This window comes from Microbacterium sp. 1S1 (genome assembly GCF_008271365.1).
GTDB lineage: Bacteria > Actinomycetota > Actinomycetes > Actinomycetales > Microbacteriaceae > Microbacterium.
Genome location: NZ_CP043430.1, coordinates 717,605 through 732,920 on the forward strand (window position 1 = coordinate 717,605; position 15,316 = coordinate 732,920).

The following is a 15,316-nucleotide window of genomic DNA, read 5'->3' on the forward strand; positions in this document are numbered from 1 at the left end:
TCAGAACCGCGGCGCCGTCTGGCACCAGGACGCGTCGAATCCGGTCAACGCCACGATCTCGTCCCCCGACCTCATGTCGATGAGGTGCGTCTCCAGGGTCTCCGGAAGCGGCAGCAGCATCCCGTCATAGGCGTTGTCGGCCATGTCGGGGGCGATCACCACGGCGGCGTACTGCCCGCTGGGTGACGCACACGCCTGGAGGATCGAGTCGGCGGAGCTGACCTCGACGAGCGGCGTGGCCTTCCCCGAATCGTCGACGCGGATCACGGCCTGTCCCACCGGGAGGCCGCCCTCATCCCGGGCGACGACGTGGCGCAGGGTGCCGCCGGGGAACGGGGTGATGGACGTTGCGGTGCCGTAGTCCGGCTCGGACGCGGCGAGCGGCTGCTCCGAACCGTCCGCGAGATTCAGCTCGACGACCGAGCCGTCGAGGCGCTCCACGATCGCGGTGTAGGTGCCGCGCGAGATGCCCTGGATGGTGGTGGCGAGGCCGAGCGACTGCACTCCGGTGTCGGCGGCGCGGTCCACGAGCGACAGCGCTCCGTCGAAGTCGATGAAGAGGACGGCGGCGCTGTCGGGCACGAACTGCCACACGAAGACACTCGCCTCCTTGTCGCCGACCTCGATGATGCGGGGCTCGCTGTCTCCGCTCAGCGACTGGGTGACCAGCACGCTGGCCCGCCCCTCGGTGTCGCTGAGCTCGCGATCGGAGTAGCTGTAACCGACGAGGTTGCCGCGCTCGGACACCTGGATCGCGCCGACGTTGCCCTCGCCGGGGAGCTTGAGCTCGCGCTCCCCGGTGCCGTCCCTGTCCATGACGAGCAGCCGGGAGCCGTCGTCCTCTTCGACCGCGGCCACGAGCTGCGTGGAGGTGGCACGGAAGTCGTTGATCCGCGGATGGGAGAAAACAGGCTGCGCGTTCTCGCCGCTCAGGTCGGTGCGGAAGATGATGTCGTCGCCATCCGGATCTCGACGGAGGAGGAAGATCGACGACGCGGGCGTCGTGAAGGACGTCGTCAGGTCGGCGGCGGGACCACCCCCCGCTCCGGTCACCCCGGCGACGGTGACCGTATAGGTCGTGTCGTCGTCGAGCGGCACGGTGAAGCGCACGCCGACGCCGCGCCCGGCCGCGTCGACGGTGAACGGCACGGAGGGCTCGACCGTCACCTGCTCGGGGTCGACGGCGGACAGCGCCTGATTCGCCGTGACGATGACGCGGCTGCCGGACGACTCGATGGCCTGTTCCGCGTCGACCTGGACCTCGGTGATCCGAGGCCCCTGCAGGAGGCTCACGATCCCCAGTCCGGCGCCGACGAGCACGAGCACGCCGATGACGGCACCGATCGTGACGAGGAAGCGGCGCCGGGACCACGGCGCCGACCGCGGCGCCTCATCCTCGACGGGAACATCGGTGCTGGGCGTCCAGCCCGGCTCCGACGCGTCTTCCCGATCGCGGCCCGCCGGCGGAACGGAGGTCGGCCCCGCGGGGGTGAACACCGGCTCCGGAGACTGCGGGATCGCGGGAATGCCGGCGGCCGACTCGGCGGCCTCGCGCTCCGCCGCCTCACGTTCCGCGGCGACCTCGCGATCGACCGCGGCCTGCTCCGCGGCGACCTCCGAGGCCATCCGGTCCACGGCCGCACGCTCAGCCGCGACCTGCTCCGCCTCGGCCTGCTCGGCCGCCGCGCGCTCCGCAGCAGTCTGCTCCTCTGCCGCGCGCTCCTCGGCCTCCCGGGCGGCGCGCAGCTCGGCGCGGGTCCGCGGGACGGCGGGCGGCTCGTGCCGCTCGTCGTCAGTACTCATACGGATCCTTCGGCTCGTCGATCGCCACGACATCCGTCGGCTCGATGTGCAGCGAACCGTCCTGGTCCGCGCGGACCGTCCCGGTGACCTCGACCCACTGGCCGGTCTTGTACGCGTCGGCATCGACGCTGACCGGCAGCGCGGCGGTCTGGGCGTCGATCACGCAATGCGTGATCACGAGACGGGTGAGATTGACGCCGTCTCCCTCACCGGGTGTGACGAAGCCGGTGAGCGTGACGTCGGCCCCGTCGTAGGCGGTGGTGTTCGTCGCGGCGGCGAAGACGCTCGCCCAGTCCCCGACCCCGAACGTCGAGGTGTCCGCGACGCCGAGGGCGACGGTGTCGGCGCCGGCGAAGAGCGCGGTCTCCTCCCCCGCACGCGACATCGCGAGTTCCACCGACAGCGATGCGGGCGGCAACACGAGCGCGGCCGCGACGACCCCCGTGGCCACGACACCGCCGGCGAGGGCGCCGACTCCCACGAGGGTGCGGCGCGAGGGGGCGGACGACCGCTCGCCGTCGTCGGCGGAGGTATGCCCCGCCTCCCCTGACGGCGACGGTGCCGGCGCATGGTCATGCCCATGGTCTTCCTCGGCGCCCAACGGCAGTGTGCACGACCAGATCGCTCCGGCGAGGGTGACGACCGCGGCCGCGCAGGCGAACCACACCGACTCCGGGCTGATGTAGAGCGTCAGGCGATCCGTGACCGCGAGGCCGATGGTCACGACGGCGACGACGGAGGCGAGACCGATCCCCAGCCACCGGGTGGCGAGGGCGCGGGAGCGGGCGGAGAACTCAGGCAAGGACGTTCACCCCGATCCCGATCGCGAAGGCCGCGGCCAGCACCACACCGGTGATCCCGACGAGGGTGCGGGCCGTGAACGTCGTGCGCATGAGCGCGAGCATCTTGATGTCGACGAGGGGTCCGACCAGGAGGAAGGCCACGAGCGCGCCAGAGGAGAAGGTCGACGCGAATGAGAGGGCGAAGAAGGCGTCGACGTTGGAGCAGATCGCCACGACGATCGCGAGCAGCATCATCGCGACGATGGACAGCACGGGGTTGGCGCCGATCGCGAGCAGCACGTCCCTCGGGATGAGCACTTGCACGGCTCCGGCCAGCGCCGACCCGATGACGAGTGCGGGCATCACGGCCCGCAGCTCGACGAGGAACTGCGTGAGGCTCCGGCGGACGGGCGTACCCGGTTCGTGCGTCACGCGCTCGCACGTGTCGACGAAGCGCTGCGTGAGCAGAGAGTCGGGCGAGAGGTGCCGGCTGTAGATCCAGCCGATGAGGTTCGCGATCAGGTAGCCGCCGACGAGGCGGGCGACGAGGATCCCGCCGTCCCAGCCGAAAGCGGCGTGCGTCGTGAGGATCACGATCGGGTTGACGATCGGCGCGGCGATGAGGAAGGTCAGCGCCTCGGCAGGCGCGAGCCCTCGCATCATCAGGCCGCGGGCGAACGGCACGTTGCCGCATTCGCAGACCGGGATGAGCATGCCCAGGAGGGAGAGCACCGCACGGCGGGCCCAGGCGCGCCGCGGCAGCCAGCGATGGATGACGTCGGCGGGGAGCCACACCTGCACGACGATCGACAGGAGCACGCCCAGCACGACGAAGGGCAGCGCCTCGATCAGCACGCTGAGCGCGAGCGTCAGGCCGTCCTGCGCGCGGGTCGGCAGCGAGGCCGGGAAGAGAGTGGGGAGGAACGCATCGATGAGGAACAGCGCCACGACGATCGCTGCCCCGATGCCGACGGCGATCCACGTCGAGCGGGGCGAGGGCGCTCGACGGTGCGTGTGGCCCGGACGGGTGGCCGTTCGTGCCGGGGCGGTCACGCTGTCGCAGCCCTCTCGGCATCGCGCCTATTCGCGCAGGGGGTGCAGAGACCGAAGATGTCGACGACGTGCGCCGCCTCGGTGAAGCCGTGCAGCGCCGCCGTCCGGTGTGCCCACTGCTCCACGTCCTTGGCCTCGATCTCGACGGTGAGGCCGCAGGAGCGGCAGATGAGGTGGTGGTGGTGCCCCTGGGTCGTGCAGGCGCGGTAGAGCGCCTCCCCCTCAGGACTCTGCAGGGAGTCGGCGTCTCCGGCAGCCGCGAGCCCGGCGAGGGCGCGGTACACCGTCGCCAGCCCGATCCCGGTGTTGTCGTCGCGAAGGGTCGCGTGCAGGCTCTGGGCGCTCACGAAACCGCGCGCGTCGGCGAGCGCTTCGCGCACGCGTTCGCGCTGCCAGGTGTTCCGCTGAGCCATGCCTTCGATTCTAGGCCGCCCGGATCAGCGAGGGCTGGGAGCCCCCGCCGCCTTCGGAGCGGCGTCAGACACGGGTCACACGGGAGCGGAGCCGCTGCACGACCCAGCACACGACATAGATCGTGAAGGACAGGGTGGTGATGTACGGGCTCACCGGCAGGGTTCCGGCGAGCGCGAGCAGGATGCCGCCGACGGCCGAGACGAACCCGAACAGCGCCGCCAGCAACGGCACCGCGACGGGTCCCGCCGTGACCCGCATGGCTGCGGCGGCCGGGGTGACCAGCAGCGCCATCACGAGCAGGGCGCCGATGATGTGCACGCTCACCGCGACGATGAGTCCCAGCAGCACCATGAACAGCAGGCTCACGGTCCGGGTGGGCACCCCGCGGGCGGCCGCCGACTCCGGATCGAGCGAGTCGAACCGAAGCGGGTTCCACATCACGAGCAGGCCGAGCAGCACCACGATGCTGATGCCGACGAGCCAGCCGAGGTCGGGACTCGACACCGACACGATCTGCCCCGTCAGCAGACTGAAACGGTTGGCGCTGCGGCCGTCGTACAGGGACAGGAACAGGATGCCGAGGCCGAGGCCGAACGGCATGAGCACACCCACGATCGAGTTGCGGTCGCGGGCTTTGGCGCCGAGCACCCCGATGAGGACCGCCGCCACGAGGGCTCCCCCGAGCGAGCCCAGCACGACGCTGCCGCCGAACAGCAGCGCCGCCGCCGCACCCGCGAACGACAGCTCGCTCACCCCGTGCACCGCAAAGGCGAGGTCGCGCTGCATGACGAACACCCCGATGAGACCGCCGACGAGGCCGAGCACGGCGCCCGCGATGATCGAGTTCGAGAGCAGGGCGACGAGCTCGCCGTAGTCCTGGAAGGAGAAGATGTCGTCCCAGCCGACCGTGGGGACGAGGGCGGACGCGACGGTCATGCGGCGCCCCCGTGCTCGTGGTCGTGGTGCGGCTCCGCGTCGGGGACGCCGACCACGACGAGCCGGTCACCAGCACGGAGCACGAACACCGGGGTGCCGTAGAGATCCGTCAGCACCCGGGTCTGCAGCACCTCCTCCGGGGTCCCGAGGAGGAACCTGCCCCCGGCGATGTAGAGGATCCGGTCGACACGGTTCAGGATCGGGTTGACGTCGTGCGTGACGAAGAGCACGGCGGCACCGCGCTCGCGCCGCTGCCGGTCGATGATGTCGGTGACGGCCACCTGGTTCGCCAGGTCGAGGTTCGACAGCGGCTCGTCGCACAGCAGCAGCGAGGGGTTGTCGGCCAGGGCCTGCCCGACGCGGAGGCGCTGCTGCTCCCCACCCGAGAGCAGCCCCACCCGGCGGTCCGCGTACGAGGTCGCCCCGACCGCGGCCAGCAGCGCGTCGACCTTGACCCGGTCGCCGCGATGCGGGATGGGGAAGCCGAAGCGGCTGCCCTGCACACCGAGCGCCACGAGGTCACGGGCTCGCATGCTCGTGTCGGGAGCGAGCGACCGCTGCTGCGGGATGTACCCGATGCGGGCGTTGCCGCGGTGCACGGGCTCGCCGGCCACGCGGATGCTGCCGCGGGACAGCGGCTGGAGTCCGAGGATGCTGCGAAGGAGCGTCGTCTTCCCGGAACCCGACGGCCCGAGTACGGCGATGAACTCGCCGGGCTGGACCGTGAGGTCGAGACCCGACCAGAGCTCGCGCTCGCCGCGCTGCAGGGCGCCGTCCGCGATCTCGAGGACCGGGCCGGTCCCGCTCGTCGGTCGCTGAGCCTGTGAACGGGCTCCGCTCACGACCGGACGGCGGCGGCGAGGCTCTGGATCGCGTCACTCATCCACTCAGAGTACGACGATCCGTCCTCGAGCAGCTCCGTGAAGGCGACCACGGGCACCCCGGCGTCCTCGGCAGCCTTCTCGACGCGCTCGGTCTCGGCGCCGCCGGTCTGGGCGTTGGTGAGCACGGCGGTCACCTCGCCGGACGCGACGACCCGGAGCGCCTCGAGCAGGACGGCCGGGGCGACGTCGCTGCCCTCTTCCACCGACTCGGCGAAGCCCTCCGGCGTGACATCGGTGAGCCCGGCGGCAGTGGCGAGGTAGCCCGGCAGCGGCTCGGTCATGAGCACGGTCGCACCGGCGGCGTCCGCCTTGATCGCCTCCAGGTCGCCCTCGAAGCCCTCGAGTTCCGCGACGAGCTCGTCCGCGTTCGTGCCGAAGGTGTCGGCGCCGTCCGGGTCGATCTCGGCGAGCTCGTCGGCGATGGCCTCGACGACGTGGATCATCGTGTGCGGGTCGAACCAGACGTGCTCGTTGAAGCCCTCGATGTGGTCGTGTCCGGCATGCTCGTCCTCGCCCTCGGCGTGTCCGTGGTCGTGCGGCTCCTCCGTCGCGGCTGCGTCGTCGGCGTGATCGTGGCCTTCGTCGTCCTCATGGCCGTCGTTGCCGGGGTAATCGTGCGAGAACTCCACGGCGGTGACGACGTGCGGATCCTGCGCGTCCTGAAGGAGGCTGTCGACGAACGCGTCGTACCCACCGCCGTTTTCCACCACGAGGTCGGCCTTCTGCAGCGTGAGGCGGTCGCGGGCGCTCGCCTCGTAGGAGTGCGGATCCTGCGACGCGGAGTCGATGATCGAGGTGACCTCGACCCGGTCGCCGCCGATCCGGGCGGCGAGGTCACCGTAGACGTTGGTGCTCGCGACGACCGTCACCGTTCCGTCGTCCGCCGCGCCCGGGGCGCTCGAGCAGCCGGCCAGGGAGAGGGCGGCGACGGAGGCGAGCGTGAGGGCGAGGGCGGGCTTCTTCATGATCCCACTCTAAACGCTAATGAGAACCATTATCAAACCGGCCCTCGCCCTTCGCGGCTCAACTCCCGAGCGGCCCGGGGGCGATCCACGCCGTGGCCTCGCCGGGAAGCTCGGACCCGTCGAGCGGCACCGTCGACAGCACGGCGTCCTCTGCAGCGCGTCCCAGGTCGAACGGTGCCGTGCCGAAGTTCGTCACGACCTCCCAGCCGTTCGGACGGCGGAACCGCAGGACGTCCTCCCGACCGGTGTCGACCCACTCCAGGGTTTCGCCGGTCTGCAGCAGCCGCCGCAGGCGCAGTGCCTCGCGGTAGAGGTTGAGGGTGGAGGCCGGGTCGGCGTCCTCCACCTCAACGGCATGCTGCGCGAACCAGGCGGGCTGCGGCAGATGCGCCCCGGCGGCGCCGAAACCGTACGAACTCCCGGACGCCGTCCACGGCAGGGGCACACGGCAACCGTCGCGACCGAGGCCGTCGAAGTCCGCCCCGCGGAAGAACCCCGGGTCCTGACGCTGCTCGGGGGCGATCTCCGCGACCTCGTGCAGGCCGAGCTCCTCGCCCTGATAGAGGTAGGCGCTGCCGGGGAGCCCGAGCAGCAGGAGGGTCGCCGCGTGGGCCCGACGGAGACCACCCTCGCGGTCGATTCCCTCCTCGGGGCCACCCGCACGCACCCACTCCGTGCCCTGCTTGACCGCGCGACCGCGCAGGGGCGGCAGGCCGTAGCGGGTGGCGTGCCTGGTCACATCGTGGTTCGACAGCACCCAGGTCGTCGAGGACCCGGCCGCCTGCGCCTGAGCGAGGTTGTCGGCGATGATGCGCTGGAAGTCCGCCGCGTCGAAGTCTGCCACGAGCAGATCGAAGTTGAAGGCCTGCCCGAGCCCTTCCGCGGAAGCGTACGTCGCGCGGCGTTCCGGGGTCTCCACCCACGCCTCGGCGACGGCGGTGCGCGGCGGGTCGTATTCGTTGAAGACCGCGCGCCACTGCGCGTAGATCTCGTGCACGTCGTCGCGGTCGATCATCGGGTGTGTGCCGGAGGTGCGGTCCATCGCGTCGAGCTCGGCGCGCGACGGCAGCGGCTCAGTGAGGTCCTTCGTCAGCATGTGCGCCACATCGATGCGGAATCCGTCCACGCCGCGGTCCGACCAGAAGCGGAGCGTCGTGAGGAAGTCCTCGCGCACCTCCGGGTGGTCCCAGTTCAGGTCGGGCTGCTCGACGGCGAAGTTGTGCAGGTACCACTGGCCGTCCGCAACGCGCTCCCAGGCGCTGCCGCCGAAGACCGAGACCCAGTCGGTGGGCGGCTCGGTGCCGCCGGGACCGGTGCCCTCGCGGAAGATGTAGCGCTCCCTGGCGGCGGAGCCGCGGCCGGCCGCCAGCGCCTCCTGGAACCACGCGTGCCGGTCGGAGGTGTGGTTCGGGACGATGTCGACGACCACGCGGATGCCCCGCGCATGCAGCGCCTCGACCATGGCGTCGAAGTCGTCGAGGGTGCCGAGCCGGGGGTCGACGTTCCGGTAGTCCGCCACGTCGTAGCCGCCGTCGGCAAGTTCGGACGGGTAGAACGGGCTCAGCCAGACCGCATCGATGCCGAGCTCGGCGAGGTAGTCGGCGCGGGACACGATGCCGGGGATGTCGCCCAGTCCGTCTCCATCGGCGTCGGCGAAGCTGCGCGGATAGATCTGGTACACGGCGGCCTGACGCCACCAGGTCGCGGTCTTGTCGTCTTCGCGGGTCGGGGTGAGCAGCGAATCGGTCATGAGGAAGAGGCTCTCCTTGTCTCTTGCGGGGGTCGGGTCAGCCCTTGACGGCACCCTGCGTGACGCCCTCCATCACCCAGCGCTGAGTGAAGAGGTAGGCGACGATCGCGGGCGCCATGGCCATCAGGTACGAGGCGAAGGCGACGTTGTAGTTGTTGCTGAACTGGTTCTGGAAGAGGTTCTGCCGCACCGGGAGCGTCTGCAGCGCCGGGTCCGAGATGATGAGCGACGGCATCATGAAGTCGTTCCAGGCGTAGAGGAACGCGAAGATCCCCACGGTGGCGCTCATCGGCGCGAGCAGCGGGAAGATCAGTCGCCAGAACGTCTGCCAGGTCGTCGCCCCGTCGATCCGCGCGCTCTCCTCCAGCTCGATCGGGATCGACCGCAGGAACGCGGTGAACAGCAGGACGCTGAAGCTGAGCTGGAACATCGTCGCGAGGATGATGACGCCGAACGGGTTGTCGAGGCCGACGCGTCCGGTGAGCTGGATCTGCGGGAGTGCGACGACGGGGAACGGGATGAACATCGCCGCGAGCAGGTAGAAGAACGAGTACCGGAACAGCCGGCGGTCCCAGTTGCGCACGATCGCGTACGACGCGAAGGCCGCGAGGACGATCGTCGCGATCACGGTTCCCGCCGTGACGAGCAGCGAGATCGCGGCGCCGACCGGGAACTTCGTCAGCGTCCACGCCTGCACGAACCCGTCGATGCTGAAGGGGGCCGGCAGCGAGAACGCGTTGCCGTCGACCGCCTGCCCGGTGGTCTTGAACGCCATCGAGATCGTCACGTACAGCGGGATGAGGATCGTCGCCGTGCACAGGATGAGGATGATGGTGCCCGACCAGTTGACGCGCTCCATCTTCTGCCGCGTCCGGCGTCCGTCCGCGGGGATGGTGGTGAGGGTCTCCGTCGACATCAGAACGTGTTCCTTCCGCGGGTCAGCGAGAGCTGGAGGACGGAGATGAGCACGGCCACGATGAAGAAGATCGTGGCATTGGCCATCTGGTAGGCGTAGTCGCCGCCGTTGAAGCCCGCGATGATCGTCATCGCAACGCTGCGGGTGGCGGTGCCAGGGCCGCCGTTGGTGAGACCGACGATGATGTCGTAGGCGTTGAGGAAGCCCTTGAAGCCGAGGATCACGTTGATCACGACGTACCCGGCGACGAGGGGGATGGTGATCCGGGTGAGCTGCTGGGCACGACTGGCGCCGTCGATGCTCGCCGCCTCGTAGACCTCGCCCGGCACCGACAGGAGCCCGGCGATGTAGATGAGGAGGGTGCCGGGGACCGCCTGCCATGCGGTGACGATGACGATCGCGACCCAGGCGAGATCGGGGTTCGCGAGCAGGCTCGTCTCCAGCCACGGGATGCCCGTGGCGGCCCCCGCGGCGGGGATCGAGTTCGAGAAGAGGAAGTTGAAGACGTAGGCGATGATGATGCCCGAGATGACCATCGGGATCACGAAGATGGTCCGCAGCCCGGTCTTGAACCGGATCCGGGAGGTGAGCCCGACTGCGAGCAGGAACGCGATGACGTTCACCACGATCACGGTCGCGATCGAGAACCCGAAGGTGAAGAGGTAGCTCTGCAGGATCGCCGGGTCGCTGAACAGCGCGATGTAGTTCGTGAGCCCGTTGAAGCTCCACTCTCCGATGCCGATCGAGTCGGTGAAGCTGAAGAAGATGCCGACGACGCCGGGGACCGTGATCGCGAGCGTGAAGATCACCAGGGTCGGGAGCAGGAACAGGTAGTAGATCGGCTCGACGCGATGGGTGTGGCGGCGGATCTTCCGCTGCTGGCCGGTGACGATCGCGGTGGTGCTGGTGTCGGTGGTCGTCGTGGTGCTCATGACGCGGACTCCTCCGTCTCGGCCGACGCGGAATCCTCGGAGCTCGGGATGGGGGCGCGGAAGGCGATGCGAGCCCAGTCCGCGTCCATGGTGCGGAGGATGGATGACGGCGCGGCACCGAGGACCATGGCCTGCGCGTAGTTGAAGATCGGCAGGGTCTTCGGCACGAGCACCGAGGGCCCCTGATAGATCCGGCCCTCGTCGTAGTACTCGATCATGCCCTCGACGCGCGGGTCGTCCGGCGGAGCCGCGTCGGTCGTCGGGGTGAACCCGAGCTGTGAGGCGTTGTACTCCTCGATGTTCTCGGGGAGGTAGAGGTACTCCAGGAAGTCGCGCGCGGCCTCCTGATGCTGGGACTCCTCCGGGATCATGACCGCGAGGTCCATGTTGACCCGGACGGCCAGGTCGTCCGGGTCATCGGTCATCGGCAGCGGGAAGGTGCCGAGATCGAGGTCGGGGTCGGTCTTGGCGATCTCGCTGAACGCCCACGGACCCTGGAGGTACATCGCGGCCTCCCCCTTCGCGAAAGCGAGGTTCCCGTCTCCGTACGCGCGGCTCGCGGCGTCCTCGTTCGTGTACTCGTTCGCGAGCTGGATCATCTTGTCCATCGGCTCCGCGAAGTCCTTCTCGAAGGAGACCTCCGAGTCCGGTCCCACCTCGGTGCCCTCGGCGGCGAGCGCATCGAAGAACGCCAACACGTCGAGCGAGCCGCCGACCGCGTAGTCGTACCACCCCTGCCCCACGGTCCAGTCGTCCTTGAAGGTGCCGTAGAACGGGTCGATGCCGGCCTCGCGGAGGGTGTCACTGACGGCGATGAGCTCGTCCCACGTCTGCGGCACCTCCAGACCCTGCTCGTCGAAGATCTGCTTGTTGTAGATGACGGACGCGGCCATGACGGAGTAAGGCAGTGCGCTCGTGCGCCCCTCGCACGAGCCGTACTGGTCCATGAGCGGCTGCAGGTCCTCGCGGATCCCGGCGGCAGCGTCGGTGTCGGAGAGGTCGGTGAGGGCGCAGCGCTGCACGAACCGGGCGACCTCGTAGTTGTAGTTGGCGAGCATGATGTCGGGCGGGTTGCCGCGGACGAAGCTCGCGGAGACGACGTCGACACCGGACGTGTCGATCTCCACCCGCACGTCGTCCTGCGAGGCGTTGTACTCCGCGACGAGCTCCGTCATGAAGGGGATCGCCTCGCGTTTGCTGAACGTGAAGCGGATCGTCTCCGCTCCCCCGCCCGCGGCGCAGCTCGTGAGCGCAGCGCCGGTCAGCACGAGGCCGACCGCTCCGGCGGTCCAGCGCACCGCCCGTGATCGTGTTTCAGACACCATCGTCCTCCGGACCTTAGATCGAATGACTAAATCTAATGAGCGAATCTACTCGCACGAGATGTACTCTCTCATTCGGACGACAGGAAGGCAAGCGGCGTGGCAGATGTCTCGACGGGGCTCGGCACCGGGCGCGCCAGCGTGGGCGCCGTGCTCGACTTCGCCTGGACGGCGGGCGAGTTCACCGCGACGGACGCGATGACCGCGACGTCGCTGACCCGCTCGACGGCGATCGACGCGATCGAGACGCTCCTCGGCGCCGAGGTCCTGCGTGAGCTCCCCAATGCCAGGGCGGCCGGCGACTATCGCTCGGGGCGTCCCGCGCGCCGCTTCGCCCTCGCGGTCGACCTCGGTGTGGTCATCGGCCTCGACGCCGGAGACACCCACCTGGCGGTGACGGTCGCCGATCTGCTCGACCGCACGCTCGTCCACCACCGGGTCGACCTCGACCCCGCCCAGACCGCGGACGATCGTCGGGCGACGATCCTGCGGCACCTCGCCGCCGCCAGGGACGAGGCCGGGGTGTCGCCCGAGCGCGTGCTCGCGGTGTGCGCCGGCGTCGCCGCCCCCGTGAACCGCGACGGCATCTCTCCCCCTCACCCCGACGGCTTCTGGGAGCGCACGAACCCCGGCCTCGCGGACGCGCTGCGCGACTGGGCTCCCGTCGTCCAGGTCAAGAACGACGCGCAGCTCGCGGCCATCGCCGAGGGCGCGCTCGGGGGCGCCATCGGCTGCCGCGACTACGTGGCGCTGCTCGCCGGCGAGCGGTTCGGCGGAGGCGTCGTCGTCGACGGACACGTGCTGCACGGAGCGCACGGTGGTGTCGGCGAGGGCGTGGTGTTCGACCACATCGTCGGCGTCGGCTCGGCGGTGGGCCTCCGATACGCGCTGGAGGAGCAGGCCAGGGGCGCCGTCGAGGACGGGGACGCACCCTCGGAGGGGACCCTCGGTCGGCTCGTGGCGGACGGGCCCGTCGACCCCCGGCTGGTGCTGACGCTCGCCTCTTCCGGAGACCCCGACGCCCTCCGGGTGACGGAGCGGGTGGGAGCCACTCTCGCCCGCGTAGTCGGCGTGCTCGGCAGCATGTACGACCCTGCGCGCGTCATCGTCTGCGGGGCCGTCGCCGAGAGCATCGAACCCGTGCTGGCCGCCGCCCGCCGGATCCTTCCCGAGGAGTTGCACCTCCCGGCACCCGAGATCATCGCCTCGACGCTCGGCGCGGAGGTCGTGTCGGCCGGCGCGGTCGCGACCGCCCGGAAAGCGGCACGAGAGCGCGCCGTCCCCCGCCTCGCGGAGCAGCGCCTCTCGGCCACCGTCTGACGCCGACACAGGCCGACACGCGACATCAGGCGGCACTGCCCCTGGCTGCCTGTCGCGGCGCGTTTGCCTGTCACTCGCAGGTGCTGGACGCCGTCCATCATCCCCACCCCGGTCGGGTATGTTCGACTCATGGGAACAATCCAGTACGGCGGTGGGAGCGAGATCCACATCGAAGACCGTGCACTCGCACATCTCAAGGTCGCCATCTCGACCAAGCTCCGCCGCAACGAGAGCTTCACGCTCTCCTGGAGGCACCCAGAGGGGGACGCGTCCGGTCGTTCGACGATCTGGCTGCACCCGTCGATCCCGCTCCGTTTCGTCTTCGACGAGGCGGAGACACCTCAGCTCAATGCGAAGTGGATCCAGACCCTGATGATCGAGGCCAGCTCGTCGAGCGGAATCACCCTCGTCGACGAGGTCATCGACGGTCCGGGGGAGCTGGATTCCTCTCCCGTGCCTGCCGGCGCCCTCTGAGGTCGGAGCGGTCCGCCACGGCTGAGGGCGGTTACATGTCCCAGTCGAAGAAGGCGGCCGTGTCGCTTTCGGCGTCCCCGGAGTCGTTCACCCGTTCCATGGAGACCACGACGCGAGAGCTCGCCGTGATCAGAACGCTGACGAGTCGCGAGGTGGTCGCGATGTCGACGAAGGTGGGTTCAGAGCGCGCCGCTGCCTCGATGCGATGCATGAGGTCGATGACGTCGTGCTCCGCCGACACGACGAAGTCATGACCGTCGATCTCGAAGTGCGCCCGCATCGTCCCCAGACTGCCCCGACTCATCCCCCATCTTATGCGCGTGCATGAGGTGGGGTGAAGGGTAGCCTTCCTCGGCGATCAGTCGACGAGGAGTGCCGGCTCCTCGAGGATCGAGGCGACATCGGCGATGAAGCGGCTCATGCCGTCGCCGTCGATCACGCGGTGGTCGAACGAGCCGGCGACCGTGGTCACCCAGCGCGGACGCACCTCGCCGTCGACGACCCACGGCTTCTGGCTGATCGTTCCCATGGCGACGATGCCCGCCTCGCCCGGGTTGATGATCGGGGTGCCCGCATCCATCCCGAACACCCCGATGTTCGTGATGGTGATGGTGCCGCCCTGCTGGTCGGCCGGCGGGGTCTTCCCCTCGCGCGCCGTGAGGGTGAGACGGTTCAGGGCCCGGGCCAGGTCCTTCATGCTGAGGTCCTGCGCGTCCTTGATGTTCGGCACCAGCAGGCCTCGGGGCGTCGCGGCGGCGATGCCGAGGTTCACGTAGTGGCGCACGGCGATCTCAGCCCCGGCCTCCGTGTCGATCCAGGCCGCGTTGACCATGGGGGTGCGACGGACCGCCCAGATCACCGCACGGGCCATGATGAGCAGCGGCGACACCTTGATGTCGGCGTAGTCGGGCGAAGCCTTGAGGCGCTTGACGAGCTCCATCGTGCGGGTCGCGTCGATCTCCTTCCACACCGTCACGTGCGGCGCGGAGTAGGCACTCTGCACCATCGCCGACGACGTCGCCTTGCGCACGCCCTTCACCGGGATGGACTCGGTGCGGTCGTCGCCCGCCGCGGAGGGACGAACCGGAGCGAGGCCGCGGGCCAGCCCGGACGGTGCCTGCGGAGCCGGCACGGTCTCCTCCCGCACGGTGCCCCATTCGGGGGTCTCGATGTTCCGGAAGACGCTGGCCTGCGACGCGTGCTTCATGACGTCGTCGCGCGTGACCTCGCCGTCGGCACCGGTGGGCGTCACGCTCGTGAGGTCGACCCCCAGGTCGCGGGCGAGCTTCCGGATCGGCGGCTTCGCGATCACGCCGACCGAGGAGCGCACGGGACGCTCGGCCGGCCGCTTCCTCCGGGAGGTCGCCCCGCCGCCGGAACCGTAGCCGACGAGGACCGAGCCCCCGCCCTCCTCGGGCGCGGGAGCCTCCGCGGTCGCGACGACACCAGGCCCCGCGTCGTCCCTGACGTCCGTGACGAAGGTGATGATCGGCGTGCCGACCTCGACCGTCGCCCCCTCGTCGACGAGCAACTCCCCCACGACGCCGGCATGCGGCGAGGGCAGCTCGACCAGGGACTTCGCCGTCTCGATCTCACAGATCACGTCGTTGATGGCGACCCGGTCGCCCGGTGCCACCTTCCACGTGACGATCTCGGCCTCGGTCAGCCCCTCGCCGACGTCCGGAAGGGGGAAGTTCTGCGTGCTCATGCGGAGTCCTTTCGTGGGCCGCGTTCATAACTCAGGAGACTCGAATCGGAGCCCGCC

Annotated in this window: 15 protein-coding genes; 2 read left to right on the top strand and 13 right to left on the bottom strand. The window is 69.9% G+C overall.

Features of this window, described 5'->3' with window-relative positions:
* The 11 genes from FY549_RS03650 to FY549_RS03700 form a co-directional block, all read right to left on the bottom strand.
* The gene (locus FY549_RS03650) at positions 1-1,803 is read right to left on the bottom strand and encodes an Ig-like domain-containing protein (RefSeq protein ID WP_159463293.1); all 1,803 of its coding nucleotides are present in this window, start codon (positions 1,801-1,803) and stop codon (positions 1-3) included.
* Positions 1,793-2,605, bottom strand: coding sequence for a TIGR03943 family putative permease subunit (locus FY549_RS03655; RefSeq protein ID WP_149083878.1), 813 nt, complete (start codon positions 2,603-2,605; stop codon positions 1,793-1,795). The genes FY549_RS03650 and FY549_RS03655 overlap by 11 nt, the downstream gene beginning before the upstream one ends.
* A complete protein-coding gene (locus FY549_RS03660) occupies positions 2,598-3,638 on the bottom strand; it encodes a permease (RefSeq protein WP_187614916.1) in 1,041 nt (346 codons plus the stop codon). The genes FY549_RS03655 and FY549_RS03660 overlap by 8 nt, the downstream gene beginning before the upstream one ends.
* The gene (locus FY549_RS03665) at positions 3,635-4,051 is read right to left on the bottom strand and encodes a Fur family transcriptional regulator (protein WP_101848004.1); all 417 of its coding nucleotides are present in this window, start codon (positions 4,049-4,051) and stop codon (positions 3,635-3,637) included. The genes FY549_RS03660 and FY549_RS03665 overlap by 4 nt, the downstream gene beginning before the upstream one ends.
* A 64-nt stretch (positions 4,052-4,115) precedes the next feature.
* Positions 4,116-4,988, bottom strand: a complete 873-nt coding sequence (locus FY549_RS03670) for a metal ABC transporter permease (protein WP_187614917.1) — start codon at positions 4,986-4,988, stop codon at positions 4,116-4,118.
* Positions 4,985-5,830, bottom strand: a complete 846-nt coding sequence (locus FY549_RS03675) for a metal ABC transporter ATP-binding protein (protein ID WP_200838857.1) — start codon at positions 5,828-5,830, stop codon at positions 4,985-4,987. The genes FY549_RS03670 and FY549_RS03675 overlap by 4 nt, the downstream gene beginning before the upstream one ends.
* Positions 5,827-6,837, bottom strand: coding sequence for a metal ABC transporter substrate-binding protein (locus FY549_RS03680; protein ID WP_149083879.1), 1,011 nt, complete (start codon positions 6,835-6,837; stop codon positions 5,827-5,829). The genes FY549_RS03675 and FY549_RS03680 overlap by 4 nt, the downstream gene beginning before the upstream one ends.
* Positions 6,838-6,895: 58 nt before the next feature.
* The gene (locus tag FY549_RS03685) at positions 6,896-8,587 is read right to left on the bottom strand and encodes a glycoside hydrolase family 13 protein (protein ID WP_149083880.1); all 1,692 of its coding nucleotides are present in this window, start codon (positions 8,585-8,587) and stop codon (positions 6,896-6,898) included.
* A 37-nt stretch (positions 8,588-8,624) separates the two neighbouring features.
* Positions 8,625-9,503, bottom strand: coding sequence for a carbohydrate ABC transporter permease (locus FY549_RS03690; protein ID WP_149083881.1), 879 nt, complete (start codon positions 9,501-9,503; stop codon positions 8,625-8,627).
* Positions 9,503-10,435: a carbohydrate ABC transporter permease gene (locus FY549_RS03695; protein WP_149083882.1), complete on the bottom strand. Its 933-nt coding sequence runs from the start codon at positions 10,433-10,435 to the stop codon at positions 9,503-9,505. The genes FY549_RS03690 and FY549_RS03695 overlap by 1 nt, the downstream gene beginning before the upstream one ends.
* Complete coding sequence (locus tag FY549_RS03700) at positions 10,432-11,760, bottom strand: ABC transporter substrate-binding protein (RefSeq protein WP_187614918.1); 1,329 nt, start codon at positions 11,758-11,760, stop codon at positions 10,432-10,434. The genes FY549_RS03695 and FY549_RS03700 overlap by 4 nt, the downstream gene beginning before the upstream one ends.
* Before the next feature lie 96 nt (positions 11,761-11,856).
* On the opposite strand from FY549_RS03700, the gene FY549_RS03705 reads away from it, so the two are divergent.
* Both FY549_RS03705 and FY549_RS03710 read left to right on the top strand, forming a co-directional pair.
* Positions 11,857-13,077, top strand: a complete 1,221-nt coding sequence (locus FY549_RS03705) for an ROK family protein (RefSeq protein WP_149083883.1) — start codon at positions 11,857-11,859, stop codon at positions 13,075-13,077.
* Between the two features lie 129 nt (positions 13,078-13,206).
* Entirely contained in the window at positions 13,207-13,551 is a 345-nt protein-coding gene (locus FY549_RS03710) for a hypothetical protein (protein WP_149083884.1), read from the top strand.
* 31 nt (positions 13,552-13,582) lie between these two features.
* On the opposite strand, the gene FY549_RS03715 is transcribed toward FY549_RS03710, so the two are convergent.
* The gene (locus FY549_RS03715) at positions 13,583-13,855 is read right to left on the bottom strand and encodes a hypothetical protein (protein ID WP_149083885.1); all 273 of its coding nucleotides are present in this window, start codon (positions 13,853-13,855) and stop codon (positions 13,583-13,585) included.
* A 54-nt stretch (positions 13,856-13,909) separates the two neighbouring features.
* Complete coding sequence (locus FY549_RS03720) at positions 13,910-15,259, bottom strand: dihydrolipoamide acetyltransferase family protein (RefSeq protein ID WP_149083886.1); 1,350 nt, start codon at positions 15,257-15,259, stop codon at positions 13,910-13,912.
* Positions 15,260-15,316: the final 57 nt, after the last annotated feature.